The sequence below is a fragment of the Enterobacter sp. CPE_E1241 genome (assembly GCF_045618265.1).
Taxonomy (GTDB): domain Bacteria; phylum Pseudomonadota; class Gammaproteobacteria; order Enterobacterales; family Enterobacteriaceae; genus Enterobacter; species Enterobacter adelaidei.
The window spans coordinates 3,535,721-3,550,309 of sequence record NZ_JBIWYV010000001.1; the positions used below are offsets into that span (position 1 = coordinate 3,535,721).

13 protein-coding genes are annotated in these 14,589 nt (G+C 54.9%); 3 read left to right on the forward strand and 10 right to left on the reverse strand.

The window, feature by feature from the left end; all coding sequences use genetic code 11:
- Positions 1–155: 155 nt before the first annotated feature.
- From xseA to ACJ9Y9_RS17255, 3 genes are read left to right on the forward strand one after another with little or no spacing between them, the layout of a single operon-like run.
- Positions 156–1,529 carry an exodeoxyribonuclease VII large subunit gene (gene xseA, locus ACJ9Y9_RS17245; RefSeq protein ID WP_028016100.1) on the forward strand — a complete coding sequence of 458 codons (1,374 nt, stop codon included), beginning with the start codon at positions 156–158 and terminating at the stop codon, positions 1,527–1,529.
- A 58-nt stretch (positions 1,530–1,587) separates the two neighbouring features.
- The gene (locus ACJ9Y9_RS17250) at positions 1,588–2,607 is read left to right on the forward strand and encodes a M4 family metallopeptidase (protein ID WP_028016099.1); all 1,020 of its coding nucleotides are present in this window, start codon (positions 1,588–1,590) and stop codon (positions 2,605–2,607) included.
- Positions 2,608–2,958, forward strand: a complete 351-nt coding sequence (locus tag ACJ9Y9_RS17255) for a protealysin inhibitor emfourin (RefSeq protein ID WP_028016098.1) — start codon at positions 2,608–2,610, stop codon at positions 2,956–2,958.
- On the opposite strand, the gene ACJ9Y9_RS17260 is transcribed toward ACJ9Y9_RS17255, so the two are convergent.
- The 10 genes from ACJ9Y9_RS17260 to ACJ9Y9_RS17305 form a co-directional block, all read right to left on the reverse strand.
- A complete protein-coding gene (locus tag ACJ9Y9_RS17260) occupies positions 2,955–3,176 on the reverse strand; it encodes a zinc ribbon domain-containing protein (protein ID WP_028016097.1) in 222 nt (73 codons plus the stop codon). The genes ACJ9Y9_RS17255 and ACJ9Y9_RS17260 overlap by 4 nt on opposite strands.
- Before the next feature lie 50 nt (positions 3,177–3,226).
- Entirely contained in the window at positions 3,227–4,261 is a 1,035-nt protein-coding gene (locus tag ACJ9Y9_RS17265; RefSeq protein WP_028016096.1) for a Gfo/Idh/MocA family oxidoreductase, read from the reverse strand.
- Positions 4,262–4,322: 61 nt separating this feature from the next.
- Positions 4,323–5,864, reverse strand: a complete 1,542-nt coding sequence (locus ACJ9Y9_RS17270; RefSeq protein WP_028016095.1) for a peptide MFS transporter — start codon at positions 5,862–5,864, stop codon at positions 4,323–4,325.
- Between the two features lie 301 nt (positions 5,865–6,165).
- Positions 6,166–7,641 (reverse strand): ribosome biogenesis GTPase Der, encoded by a 1,476-nt coding sequence (der, locus tag ACJ9Y9_RS17275; protein ID WP_024908655.1) that lies wholly within the window; start codon positions 7,639–7,641, stop codon positions 6,166–6,168.
- 112 nt (positions 7,642–7,753) lie between these two features.
- Entirely contained in the window at positions 7,754–8,932 is a 1,179-nt protein-coding gene (gene bamB / locus ACJ9Y9_RS17280) for an outer membrane protein assembly factor BamB (protein ID WP_028016094.1), read from the reverse strand.
- Between the two features lie 10 nt (positions 8,933–8,942).
- Complete coding sequence (locus ACJ9Y9_RS17285) at positions 8,943–9,563, reverse strand: YfgM family protein (RefSeq protein WP_028016093.1); 621 nt, start codon at positions 9,561–9,563, stop codon at positions 8,943–8,945.
- Between the two features lie 13 nt (positions 9,564–9,576).
- Positions 9,577–10,851, reverse strand: a complete 1,275-nt coding sequence (hisS, locus tag ACJ9Y9_RS17290; RefSeq protein ID WP_028016092.1) for a histidine--tRNA ligase — start codon at positions 10,849–10,851, stop codon at positions 9,577–9,579.
- A gap of 80 nt (positions 10,852–10,931) precedes the next feature.
- Entirely contained in the window at positions 10,932–12,050 is a 1,119-nt protein-coding gene (gene ispG / locus ACJ9Y9_RS17295; RefSeq protein ID WP_023308814.1) for a flavodoxin-dependent (E)-4-hydroxy-3-methylbut-2-enyl-diphosphate synthase, read from the reverse strand.
- A gap of 26 nt (positions 12,051–12,076) precedes the next feature.
- The gene (gene rodZ, locus ACJ9Y9_RS17300) at positions 12,077–13,093 is read right to left on the reverse strand and encodes a cytoskeleton protein RodZ (protein WP_028016091.1); all 1,017 of its coding nucleotides are present in this window, start codon (positions 13,091–13,093) and stop codon (positions 12,077–12,079) included.
- Between the two features lie 293 nt (positions 13,094–13,386).
- The gene (locus ACJ9Y9_RS17305; RefSeq protein WP_014832896.1) at positions 13,387–14,553 is read right to left on the reverse strand and encodes a bifunctional tRNA (adenosine(37)-C2)-methyltransferase TrmG/ribosomal RNA large subunit methyltransferase RlmN; all 1,167 of its coding nucleotides are present in this window, start codon (positions 14,551–14,553) and stop codon (positions 13,387–13,389) included.
- Between the last annotated feature and the right edge of the window lie 36 nt (positions 14,554–14,589).

Below are 14,589 nucleotides of genomic sequence, written 5' to 3' on the forward strand. Positions count from 1 at the left end.
AATATCTCTGACCTGGGTGGTTAAATATTGCCGTGGCATTATACAGAGCGTAACCGATTGCATCCACACTTTTTTATAAAAAAACCTTGCACTCCCCTCTCAGCAGGTTACTATCGACTGAATAACTTGCTGATTTAGAATTTGATCCCGCTCACATGTTATCCTCTCAAACCCCTTCAATTTTTACTGTTAGCCGCCTTAATCAAACGGTTCGTTTACTGCTTGAGCAGGAAATGGGGCAAGTGTGGATCAGCGGCGAGATCTCAAACTTCACACAGCCGTCATCCGGTCACTGGTACTTTACGCTAAAAGACGATACCGCCCAGGTGCGCTGTGCGATGTTCCGCAACAGCAACCGTCGCGTGACGTTCCGTCCTCAGCACGGCCAGCAGGTTCTGGTTCGCGCTAATATCACGTTGTATGAGCCGCGCGGTGACTATCAGATTATCGTCGAGAGCATGCAGCCTGCGGGCGAAGGCTTGCTACAGCAGAAGTATGAACAGCTAAAAGCAAAACTCTCGGAAGAGGGGCTGTTCGACCAGCAGTTCAAAAAGCCGCTCCCCTCTCCTGCCCACTGCGTTGGGGTTATCACTTCAAAAACCGGTGCGGCCCTGCACGATATTTTGCACGTGCTTAAGCGTCGTGACCCTTCCCTGCCCGTGATCATCTACCCAACCGCCGTACAGGGTGACGATGCACCGGGCCAGATTGTCCGCGCCATTGAACTGGCGAATGCGCGTCAGGAGTGCGACGTGCTGATAGTCGGACGTGGCGGCGGCTCGCTGGAAGACCTGTGGAGCTTTAACGACGAACGTGTGGCACGAGCGATTTTCGCAAGCCATATCCCTGTCGTGAGCGCCGTCGGGCACGAAACGGACGTCACCATCGCGGATTTTGTTGCGGATTTACGCGCCCCTACGCCGTCCGCAGCAGCGGAAGTGGTGAGTCGCAACCAGCTGGAACTGCTGCGTCAGCTTCAGAACGGCCAGCAGCGTCTTGAAATGGCGATGGACTACTTCCTCGCAAACCGTACCCGTCGTTTTACCCAGCTTCATCATCGACTGCAGCAGCAGCACCCACAACTGCGACTGGCGCGTCAGCAGACCGTCCTGGAGCGCCTGCGTCAGCGCATGAATTTCGCGCTGGATAACCAGCTCAAGCGTGCAGTGTCGCGTCAGCAGCGCGTCACGCAGCGCCTGAACCAGCAGAACCCGCAGCCGAAAATTTATCGCGCGCAAACGCGGATCCAGCAGCTCGAATATCGTCTGGCAGAGAATATCCGTACGCGGCTGAGCTCAACCCGCGAACGCTTTGGTAATGCGGTGACCCATCTTGAAGCGGTCAGCCCTCTCTCCACGCTGGCGCGCGGCTATAGCGTGACGACGGCGACGGACGGCAAAGTGCTGAAGCAAACTAAACAGGTGAATACCGGTGATGTGCTGACGACACGTCTTTCAGACGGTTGGGTAGAAAGCGAAGTGAAATCAATTAAACCGGTGAAAAAAACACGCCAGCGTAAAACCGGATAATTCTTCGCCAGTTACTTACTATACTGCTGCTATTCCCTTTTTTAATAAGGAGAGCAGCATGTACCATCGTCATAGCGTTATTCCCCCTTATATTCTTCGTCGTATTATCGAAAGCGGTTCAGAGCCGCAACAGCGCTGCGCCCGCCAGACCTTAACCCATGTCCAGACGCTGATGGCCCACATGCCGGGAAAACCTGCCGCGCCGCACGTGAATAAAGCCGGACAGCTGGAGCGCGATATTTACGACGCGAAGCAGACCCAGGAACTGCCGGGTTCGCAGGTGCGTTACGAGGGCCAGCCTTCGAACGGTGATGTGGCGGTAGATGAAGCGTACGATTATTTGGGTATTACCCATGATTTCTTCTGGAAAGAATATCAGCGTGACTCACTCGATAATAAAGGGCTTATTTTGACCGGTACCGTGCATTACGGTCGGGAATATCAGAACGCCTTCTGGAACGGTCAGCAGATGGTATTCGGCGACGGTGACGGGGAAATCTTTAACCGCTTTACCATCGCCATCGACGTGGTGGCACACGAGCTGAGCCACGGTGTGACTGAGACCGAAGCCGGGCTTATCTATTTTGAACAGTCTGGCGCGCTGAACGAGTCGCTGTCAGACGTGTTTGGAACCCTGGTCAAACAGTATCATCTGAAGCAAACCGCCGATAAAGCAGATTGGCTCATTGGTGAAGGGTTGCTTGCAAAAGGAATCAACGGTAAAGGGCTGCGCTCGATGTCTGAACCCGGCACTGCCTACGACGATCCGCTGCTCGGCAACGATCCGCAGCCCGCGCACATGAAAGATTTCATTAAAACGCGCGAGGATAACGGCGGCGTCCACCTGAATTCCGGCATTCCCAACCGGGCATTTTATCTGGCCGCGACGGCGATCGGCGGCTACGCCTGGGAAAAAGCGGGTTATGCCTGGTACGACACAGTTTGCGATCGCAATCTGGCGCAGGATGCGGATTTTGAGGCCTTCGCAAAACTGACGATAGCGCACGGAGAGAAACGCTCCGGTGGCGACGTTGGCGCGGCCATTAAGCAAGCCTGGGAACAGGTGGGAGTGCTGTAAATGCAGGTTCCGGAACTGACGGATGACGCCGTGGTTGAGCTGGCCCGTGAAGGCGGCGTCGCTTTTATTCCTAAGCTGAGCGGCCAGCGTACCATCGCGCTTTCTTCGCTCAATGAGGCTCAGCGCCAGCGCGTGGTGAGCATCCTGGAGCAGGCTTTTCCTCGCGGTCAGCCGCCGGGGCAAGCCTCTTCACCCGGCAGCGGCGACCAGCGCTATTTCCGCATCCAGATTATCTGGACCGGGCAAAATCAGGCGCACTACGCCGATATCATCGTGCTGGTACCGGAGCAGGAGGCGCCCGAGTCGCTGATCGAGCTGTGGCAGAAAGGCGAAGGCTGCGTGTGCGATTAGCCTTCGGCCCGAACAAACTCCACGCGTTTTTTAGAGATAAGACCGTGGCCGTTCTGGCAGAAATAGTCCACCGCGCCGCAGGCTTTTAATACCTGGAGCGGCTGATGGCATTCCGGGCAACGGGCTTCAAGCGCAATGTCTTTATTACAGCTGTCGCAATGTGCCACCCCGTTCAGGGGCTCAAGCCGTGTCTGGCAATCCGGGCAGGTAATCGTCATGGTGACTCCTTTAGCGCATTCATGTCTGTGATAATTTTACCACGTTGCGTTCAGTGCGGGCCACGCAACTGTTGCTGCAAGGTCAGCAGCAGCGTCACTTCCTCGATCCTGCGGCGCGTGGTGCGACTAACCTCTTGCGGAGCCCGTTCATACAGACTCCTGGCGCCCAGAATATGCTCTGCAAGACAGTGTTCGTAGATTGTGCCGGGAATTTTCCAGCATTGACGGGTCTCGCCATTTATCAGCTCCAGCACATCTTCTGTGCCGTGTCGGTCGTAACTTATGGTCCGCCCGTCGCGCAGATAGAGCCGTAAACCTTTTTGCCCGCCCGCGGGTCCCGCGTATTTGTTAAGCCAGATATCCACCGGCACGCCGCTGATGCAGCCCTGAAGATGCGCCTCGCCTTCCGCCGTGGTCAGGTCGCCTTTTGCGATTTCGCGACCCAAGCGGTCTTTAGCCGTGACGACCTGCAACGTCATATCGTCATGGCCTCCCAGATAACGCACCGTTTCACGCAGCATCGCCAGCACGTGCGTACCGATATCCAGAATCACGCCATCAGGATGGCGAAGCGTACGGGTATCCGGCTCGCCCGTGGCAAAGTTAAGCGCAATGGGTTCTCCAGCTACGTTATAGCCACTCGGCTCCTGCAAAAAACCGTCGATTTTGACGATGTCAGAGACATTACCCACCAGCGACCGCTTCACTGTTTCAAGGCGCGCCATCCAGTGATCGAGCGCCAGCACGCGAGATGCCACACCGGGTTTTGCCAGCAGCGTGTTGAGCTTTTCTATTTGGGGAAGCGTGGCGACTACCGGTTTTTCAACCACAATGCGTGGAACGGGTGAGGCAATCGCCTGCTCCAACACCTCAAGATGATGCAGCGAGGCGGTGGTGATAAACAGGGTATCCAGCGGTATGGCAAGAAGTTGCGCCAGGGAAGTGCAGCGCGTAACGCCTTCAGGGTGCTTTGCAGGAAGAACATCAAACCCAAAACAACGCACCGAGTGACCAAAAAGGTGTTGCAACGCGGGCAGATACGCGGTTTCCACTACCGCGCCAAGACCAACAAATCCTAACTGCATAATTTCACCTCAGGGAATACAGTGCCGGGGCGTAACGTCTGCCCCGGCACACTGAGGTTTATCAGGCGTTAGCGGCCGGTTTAGTTTGTGCATTTTCCAGCATACGACGCACTGGAACAATGAGGACAATCAGTACCGCGGCACAAATCAGCAGCGCGACGGAACAGCGAGCAAAGAGATCCGGCAGCATATCCAGCTGGTCGGCCTTCACGTGACCGCCAATCAGACCCGCAGCCAGGTTCCCCAGCGCACTGGCGCAGAACCACAAGCCCATCATCTGACCGCGCATTCTCTCTGGCGCCAGCAATGTCATGGTCGCCAGGCCTATCGGGCTCAGGCACAGTTCGCCGAGCGTCAGCATCAGGATACTGCCCACCAGCCAGAACGGCGACACGCCCGCGCCACCATTACTCAGCACGTTTTCTGCCGCCAGCATCATCAGGCCAAAACCTGCCGCAGCACACAGAATACCGATAACAAACTTGGTGATACTGCTCGGACGAATGTTCATGCTCGCAAGCTTCGGCCATGCCCAGCTAAATACCGGTGCCAGCAGGATGATGAACAGGGCGTTAATTGACTGGAACCACACCGCCGGGATTTCGAAATCACCGATCATGCGGTTAGTGTAGTCGTTGGCGAACAGGTTGAACGAGGTTGGCTTCTGCTCAAACGCAGACCAGAAGAAGGCCGCAGAGATCAGCAGAATAAAACAGACCAGCAGTCTGGCGCGCTCTTTACGGTTCAGGCCTGCAAAAACAAACAGATAAATAAAGTAGAGGGCCACGGACGCCGCAATCACGTAAACCAGCACGCTGGCTACCGCGACCGGGTTAATCACAATCACGCCCTGGGCGATCAGCGTGACGATCGTCGCCACACCTGCGGCCAGCGCCAGTAGCCACACGCCCACGCCGTTACGCTTCACGACAGGGCTGTTCCAGGTGGAGTCCAGACCGACTTCGCTGTCATAGCGTTTCATCGCCGGAACGGCAAACACGCGGAAGATAATCAGCGCGACCAGCATCCCGATACCGCCAATACCAAAGCCCCAGTGCCAGCCGTGGGTTTTGATCAGCCAGCCGGAAATCAGTGGCGCGATGAACGAGCCCATGTTGATGCCCATGTAGAACAGCGAGAATCCGCCGTCACGACGCGCGTCACCTTTTTTGTACAGAGTACCGACCATCACCGAGATACAGGTTTTGAACAGACCAGAGCCGAGCACGATGAACATCAGGCCGATGAAGAACAGGTTATCGCCCATGATGGCCGACAGCGCGATCGACAGGTGACCGAGCGCAATCAGAATCGAACCGTACCAGACGGCTCTCTGCTGGCCGAGCCAGTTATCGGCCAGCCAGCCACCCGGCAGCGCGGCCAGATACATGGTCCCGGCAAAGATACCGACAATCGCCGAGGCGTTTTCGCGCGCCAGCCCCATCCCGCCGTCATAGACGGTGGCGGCCATAAACAGGATCAGTAACGGGCGAATGCCGTAAAACGAGAAGCGCTCCCACATCTCGGTGAAGAACAGAGAACCGAGCGGATACGGATGGCCGAAGAACGTTCGGCTTTCTTTTTGATTAACAGAGGATTGCATAATTCTCCCGAAAGGTATGTCGTCGTGCTTGTAAACACCAGCAAGTACGCCGGTCAGTTACGTATCTGACCGATTTTTTACATGCGGCGAAAAGTTAGTTAACCATTTGATAACCAGGCGCTAGTTTTGTCTAGTACCGGACCCCGGACTTTAAGATGAAAATTCGACTATTGTCTACTTTCTTAGATTTAAACTTGGTTAAAAGTGAATAGTGATTGACTTCACACAGAGAAAACCGACGGTATGATTGAGCGAAAAAAAAGCCCGCGATAAACGCGGGCTTTGGTGAGATCGGCAATGATTATTTGCTTTTCTTAATGTGTTTAATCAAACGCTTACGCTTACGCATCTGGTTTGGCGTCAGGGTGTTGCGCTTGTTGGCGAACGGGTTTTCCCCTTCCTTAAACTGGATACGGATAGGCGTGCCCATCACGTCAAGCGATTTACGGAAGTAGTTCATCAGATAGCGCTTGTAGGAGTCCGGCAGGTCTTTCACCTGGTTGCCGTGAATCACCACGATTGGCGGGTTATAACCACCGGCGTGGGCATATTTCAGCTTCACGCGACGACCGCGCACCAGCGGCGGCTGATGGTCTTCTGCAGCCATGTTCATGATGCGGGTCAGCATGGCGGTACTCTGACGACGGGTGGAGCTGTCATACGCTTCACGCACCGATTCGAACAGGTTGCCCACGCCGCTGCCGTGCAGCGCGGAGATGAAGTGCACACGAGCAAAGTCGATGAAGCCCAGACGGAAGTCGAGAGTCTCTTTCACCTGCTCTCTCACTTCATTGCTCAGGCCATCCCATTTGTTGACCACGATAACCAGTGAGCGCCCACTATTGAGGATGAAGCCGAGCAGAGAGAGATCCTGATCGGAGATACCTTCGCGAGCATCAATAACCAGCAGCACCACGTTGGCATCTTCAATCGCCTGCAGGGTTTTGATAACGGAGAATTTTTCCACCACATCGGTGATTTTTCCACGCTTACGTACGCCTGCGGTGTCGATGAGGACATACTCACGCTCATCGCGCTGCATAGGGATGTAGATACTGTCACGGGTGGTGCCCGGCATGTCGTAAACGACCACGCGCTCTTCACCCAGGATACGGTTAGTAAGCGTAGACTTACCTACGTTTGGACGACCCACGATAGCCAGCTTGATCGGCAGATCCTGCGGGTTGAAGTCGTCTTCAGGCTCTTCTTCTTCGCCCTCTTCTCCGTCTTCAAACTGCGCCCAGTATTCGGCGTCTTCGTCCACCTCTTCTGGCGGGTTAACTTCGTCGACCCACGGTAGCAGAACGGTTTCCAGCAGGCTGGTTACGCCACGGCCATGCGATGCCGCGATAGGGTAGATTTCACCCAGGCCCAGAGACCAGAAATCCGCGATTGCCTGATCGGCATCGATGCCGTCAGTTTTGTTCGCCACCAGGAAGGTCGGCTTTTCGCGTGAACGCAGGTGTTTGGCGATAGCGGAGTCCGCTGGCATCAGGCCAGCACGGGCATCCACCATGAACAGCACCACATCGGCCTCTTCAATTGCCAGCAGCGACTGCTCTGCCATGCGGGTTTCAACACCATCTTCAGTGCCGTCAATACCACCGGTATCAATACAGATGAACTCGCGTCCTTCTACTTCTGCACGACCGTACTTACGGTCACGCGTCAGCCCCGGGAAATCCGCAACCAGCGCATCACGGGTGCGTGTTAAACGGTTAAAAAGAGTGGATTTTCCAACGTTAGGGCGCCCGACAAGCGCGACCACAGGTACCATGTTTGAAGCCTCATAAAATTCAAAATAACGTCGCTTTCGCGGCGTTTTTAAAAATGTCAAAACGGCTCCTGAATGAACAGGAGCCGTTTAGTATACTACAACCGCCGGGTAATTAACGCGTGATCGCGTACAGCGTGCCGTCTTTTGCCTGAATCAGCAGTTTACCATCGGCCACAACCGGATCGGTCAGGAAACCAGAGCTGTCGACTTTTTGCTGTGCAACAAAGCGACCATTTTCTGGATCAATCCAGTGCATATACCCTTCGCTGTCACCCACCACCAGGCTACCGTTGTACAGCGCTGGCGCGGTCAGCAGACGGTGCAGCAGATCGCTTTGCGTCCACAGCGTCACGCCACCTTCGGTGCTCAGAGCCAGCAGTCGGTCGTTCTGGTCAACCATATAGATGCGGTTACCCTCAACGATGAAATCATTCACCGAGCCCAGCTCACGTTTCCACATGATCTGGCCGCTGCGCAGATCCAGCGCAGTCAGGTTACCGTTATAGGCCAGCGCGTAAACCACACCGTTAACGATAACCGGCGTTGTGTCGACGTCGCTCAGACGGTCAATTTCCGTTGAGCCCGTAGCCTGAGAGATACGCTGCTGCCAGATCATCTGGCCTTGCTGCATCAGCACTGCGCTCACGCGACCGTTGTCACCGCCGACAATGGCAGCACCAAACGCGGTAGCCGGTGCGGATTCGCCGCGCAGAGAAAGCGCTGGCATATCCAGGTTAACGGTCCATTTCACCAGTCCGTCCGCTTCGTTCAGCGCCTGCAGCTGACCGTTGCTGGTATGAATCAGCACCAGGCCGTCACTTACCACCGGACGAGACAGGGATTCACCCGCCACAGTCGTTTGCCAGGCAATGGAGCCGTCACTGCTATTCAGGGCATAAACCTGCGCTTTTTCGCTGCCCACGTAGACATGACCACCGGCAACCGTCAGGCCACCAGACAGTAGTGCAGGTTTACGGGAGAACCAGCCATCTTTTTCCGCCAGGTTAATCGACCACACTTCTTTTCCGTCATCAGCGTTCACCGCTTTCACGGTACCTTTGCGGTCAGCCGCATAGATTACGCTGTCGGCAAAGGCCGGATGAAGGTTGGAATAGAAATCACCAATCCCATCACCCACGGAGGTGCTCCACGCAGTGGATGGGGTAAACTGGTTTTCAACCGTCGGCAGTGGGGACATTTTCACAACGTCTTCTTCGCCACTGAACAGTGAACAACCACTCAATAACGTAACAGAAAGCAGTCCTGGCAGAAGTAATTTACGCAATTGCATCGGGTCCCTCTCAGACGGACAAATTATTTATTTTCATCTGCATCATTTCGCTCAGCGCAGGTGATGCCTGACTATCCACGCCAGCTTGCCACGCTTTACGCGCGCCCGCTTTGTCACCTTTGCTCAGCAGTGCTTCACCGCGCAGATCGGCAACGATGGCAGCAAAGCCCTCACCTTTGATGGTATCGAGCGTTTTCAGCGCGTCGTCAGCTTTTTTCTGCTGAACCTGGATACGTGCCAGACGAAGGTTGATAACCGCTTTCAGGTTTTCATCGCTGGCGGCCGCAAGGCCCTGAGACAGCTGAGCAGCCGCTTTATCCAGTTCGTTCTTATCAACGTACTGCTGTGCTACTTCCAGTGCAGCCAGTGCACCGTAGGTGTTTTTGTTATCAGCCGCAAACTTTTCGGCTGCCGTCAGCGTTTGTGGCTGATCGGCTCGAATTGCGCTCACGGTATTTTCATAGGACAGGGACGCGCCACGCGCGGAATCCGCCTGATGATTGTTCCAGTAACGCCAGCCTATCAGCGCACCGACACCTAAAATTACCCCAACAACCAGCGCTTTGCCGTTTTCAGCAAAGAAGCGTTTAATCGCGTCGACCTGATCGTGTTCGTTCTCGTAAATTTCCACGCAGTCCTTCTCCTTAGCCTAATAGAGTGCGCAAGTGCGCCGCAACGCCGTCCTGCGTTACCGTTGTCTGCTCACCAGAGCGCAGGTCTTTCACTACTACTTCGCCGTTAGCCACTTCGGACTCGCCCAGCACCAGTGCAATACTTGCGCCCCACTTATCGGCACGAGCAAACTGTTTTTTAAAGTTGCCGCCGCCGTGGTTGGTCATCAGCTTAACCTCCGGCAGTGCATCGCGCACGCGTTCAGCAAGCTGCATCGCCGCAGACTGCGTATCCGCACCTGAGGCCACCAGGTATATATCGACAACGGAATCTGCTTTAAATTCCGGATTAACTGCCTGAACCAGCAAAACAAGTCGTTCAAGACCCATCGCGAAGCCAACCGCAGGGGCTGCACGGCCACCTAACTGCTCTACCAGACCGTCATAACGACCGCCCGCACACACGGTGCCCTGCGAACCGAGGCTTGAGGTAACCCACTCGAATACAGTGCGGTTGTAGTAGTCCAGACCGCGCACCAGGCGCTGGTTAACGGTGTAAGCGATACCTGCCGCTTCAAGCAGCTTGCACAGGCCCGCGAAGTGTTCGCGAGACTCTTCATCCAGGTAGTCACCCAGCGCCGGCGCATCGTTCAGCAGCGCCTGTACATCTGCGTTTTTGGAATCCAGAACGCGCAGCGGATTGCTGTACATACGACGTTTGCAGTCTTCGTCCAGCTTATCTTTATGCTGTTCCAGGAACGCCACCAGCGCGTCACGGTAGTTTGCGCGTGCTTCCAGAGAGCCGATTGAGTTCAGCTCCAGCGAAACGTGCTCAGAAATCCCCAGCGCGCGCCACCAGCGAGCGGTCAGCATAATCAGCTCAGCGTCAATATCCGGCCCCTGCAGGCCAAAGACTTCCACACCCAGCTGGTTGAACTGGCGATAACGACCTTTCTGGGGACGTTCGTGGCGGAACATCGGGCCGATATACCACAGGCGTTGCTCCTGATTGTACAGAAGACCATGTTCGATGCCGGCGCGTACGCAGCCCGCCGTCCCTTCCGGACGCAAGGTCAGGCTGTCGCCGTTACGGTCCTCAAAGGTGTACATCTCTTTTTCAACCACGTCGGTGACTTCGCCGATCGCGCGTTTGAATAACGGGGTCTGCTCTACAATCGGCAAACGGATTTCGCTGTAACCGTAGCTGCCGAGCACCTGCTTCAGTGTGCCTTCAATGCGCTGCCAGATGGCGGTTTCGCCAGGCAGATAATCGTTCATGCCGCGGATGGCTTGAATGTTTTTTGCCACGTTTATTCTCTTTCTATATACAAAAAAAACCCAAAGAATGGGTTCAATCATACATGGGAAGCTCGCGGCTTCCCATCACGTTATTTTTCAACCTGCTGAACGCTGATACGCTGTGTCTCGTCCATCATGGCCGCTTTGGCACGGATGCGGGCTTCAAGCTGGTCGATCATGTCGCTATTATCCAGACGATCTTTACGAACGCCATCTTCATAGAGACCACTTTTCTTGTTACCGCCGGTCACGCCCAGGGTTGACACCAGCGCTTCACCCGGACCGTTCACCACACAGCCGATGATGGAGACGTCCATCGGTGTGATGATGTCTTCCAGACGCTGCTCCAGAGCATTCACCGTTCCGATCACATCAAACTCCTGACGTGAACAGGTTGGGCAGGCAATGAAGTTGATCCCACGTGCGCGAATACGCAGCGACTTCAGGATATCGAATCCGACCTTGATCTCTTCGACCGGATCGGCCGCCAGAGAGACGCGCAGGGTATCACCGATCCCTTCGGAGAGCAGCAGCCCCAGACCGATCGCGGATTTTACCGAACCGCTACGCAGACCGCCTGCTTCGGTGATCCCGAGGTGCAGAGGCTGGTCGATCTGTTTTGCCAGCAGGCGGTAAGACTCCACCGCAAGGAATACGTCGGACGCTTTTACGCTGACTTTGAACTGATCGAAGTTAAGACGATCGAGATGATCGACGTGACGCATCGCGGATTCGAGCAACGCCTGTGGCGTAGGCTCACCGTACTTTTCCTGCAGATCTTTTTCCAGGGAACCGGCATTGACGCCGATACGGATAGGAATATTTTTATCGCGGGCGCAGTCCACTACCATGCGGATACGCTCTTCGTTACCGATATTGCCCGGGTTAATACGCAGGCAATCGACGCCGTATTCGGCCACTTTCAGGGCAATGCGGTAGTCGAAGTGGATATCAGCCACCAGCGGAACGCTGACCTGCTGTTTGATCAGTTTGAACGCCTCAGCGGCATCCATGGTCGGGACGGAGACACGAACAATGTCCGCGCCCACACGTTCTAATGCTTTGATTTGATTGACCGTCGCTTCCACATCGGTGGTGCGCGTGTTGGTCATCGACTGAACGGCGATTGGTGCCCCATCGCCGATTGGCACATTCCCAACGTAAATCCGTTTCGATTTTCTACGTTGAATCGGAGCCTGGTTATGCATGAAAAATCTCCCGCGTTGCCCGTCTGTTACTGTGCTGCTGATTGTTCGGCATTAACGGTAAGACGTGCAACCTGGTTAGTTCTGATAAAGCGGCTCAGGTCGACAGGTTTTCCTTGATACTGGATCTGTACCGCTGCCGGAGCGCCGATTTTAAGTTTATAAGGAGCCTGGCCGGTTAGGTTTAACGTGCCATCTTTACGCTGCAGGCCGCTGAACAGTTTTTTACCTGTTGCGTCAGTCACCTCCAGCCAGCAGTCGGCGTTAAAGTTCATCACCAGCGCATTCGGATCAGCGGCTGCCGTGGCAGTGCCTGCCGGGTTGGTTGGCAGAGAGGCTGCGGTATTGTCCGTAGGCTGACTGGCCGCTGGCGCGTTCGCCGCCGTATCAACATTAGCCTGAGAAGGGGAAACCACCGCGTTTTGATCCTGAGCCAGAGGTGCAGTGGTGTTCGCCGTTGCTACCGGGGTCTGCGCTGCACCGGTCGCCGACGCGTCTGGCGCTGCGGTCTGTGGCTCGCTGGAGGAAGCTGCGCCGTCGGTATTCAGCGGCACGCTCTGGCCGTTCTCACTTCCGGCCTGGTTGAGTTCGGCGGAGGATTGATCGGCCATGGTGGTGATCTCTTCCTGCTGCGCCTTGTGGTTTTGCCACCACCATGCGCCGGTCAGACCGATCACCACAAACAGGACCAGCCAGGTAAAGCTCATCAGCCAGCCATCACGTTTTTTACGACGTTTCCCCAGGGAGAAAGTCTGCATCGGCGCAACTTTCGCTGCACGTACCGGTGCCTGCTTCTCCATCATCGGCAGTAATTCGTTTTCGGGGATGTGCACCAGTTTTGCGTAAGAGCGGATATAACCGCGCAAGAACGTTGAAGCCAGATCGGCAGGTGCCTTATCTTCTTCAATATCGCGAACCGTGGAAACCTTCAGGCACAAGCGTTCTGCAACGGCTTGCTGGCTGAGTCCGAGTTGTTCACGGGCGTTGCGAAGACGAACGCCAGTGGAGAGTGCTTCATGTTGGTCGTGAGTGGCTTCAGTATTCATTCGCTACAACTACTGGTACGTGAAAAATAAGGGTTCAGGCGCCGGTGAGTCACAATGCCACCCGCACCGCGAAACTTCTGGTCAGTTAACCGTGAACAGACAGTATAAGACTGTCTGCCCGGAGATGACAGTACAGCCCTGCCCGTACGGCTAAACTGTTGTTACGTCGTTACATACTGCCCGAAAGTCGAATGAAACGCACCGTAATTATTACTCAGTCATCACGAATCTGACTGATTATTCAGTAAGATTATGCTTCACGGCGCAGATAATGCGCCGTGAGTGCATAATAATCAAACAGCTTTGACCGCAATTGTCTCACCCTGCATGCGTTTACGCAGGGTGCGTTTGGTACGGTCAATGACATCACCTGCCAGCTGTCCGCATGCGGCATCAATGTCATCACCACGGGTTTTACGCACGATGGTGGTGAAACCATACTCCATCAGCACTTTGGAGAAGCGATCGATACGGCTGTTCGAGCTACGTCCATAAGGTGCGCCCGGGAACGGGTTCCATGGAATCAGGTTGATTTTGCATGGCGTATCTTTCAGCAGTTCAGCCAACTGATGCGCATGTTCGGTACCGTCGTTAACATGGTCAAGCATCACGTACTCGATAGTGACACGGCCCTGGTTCGCGTTAGATTTCTCCAGGTAACGACGCACGGCAGCGAGGAAGGTTTCGATATTGTACTTTTTGTTGATCGGCACAATTTCGTCACGGATTTCATCGTTTGGTGCGTGCAGGGAGATTGCCAGCGCAACGTCAATCATGTCACCGAGCTTGTCCAGCGCAGGTACAACACCGGAGGTCGACAACGTCACGCGACGTTTAGACAGACCGAAACCGAAGTCATCCAGCATGATTTCCATCGCCGGAACGACGTTGGTCAGGTTCAGCAGTGGCTCACCCATGCCCATCATCACCACGTTGGTAATGGGACGCGTACCTGTCACTTTTGCTGCGCCCACAATTTTTGCGGCACGCCAGACCTGGCCGATAATTTCAGAGACACGCAGGTTACGGTTAAAACCTTGCTGCGCGGTAGAGCAGAATTTGCACTCCAGCGCACAGCCTACCTGAGAGGAGACACACAGCGTGGCGCGGTCTTCTTCCGGGATGTAGACGGTTTCAACGCGTTGATCGCCTACGGCAATCGCCCATTTGATGGTGCCGTCAGAAGAACGCTGCTCTTCCACCACTTCTGGCGCACGGATCTCTGCAACTTCTTTGAGCTTATTACGCAGGACCTTGTTGATGTCAGTCATGTCATCAAAATTGTCGCTGCAGTAATGGTACATCCATTTCATCACCTGATCGGCACGAAACGGTTTCTCACCCATCTCTTTAAAGAACTCGCGCATCTGCTGACGGTTCAGATCCAGCAGGTTGATTTTTCCATTTTTATTTGGAACCGCAGGCGTGGCGACTTCGGAGGTATTCACTAATTCAGACATAATATTTTCCGGCCTCGTTGTTACACGTTATGGCCC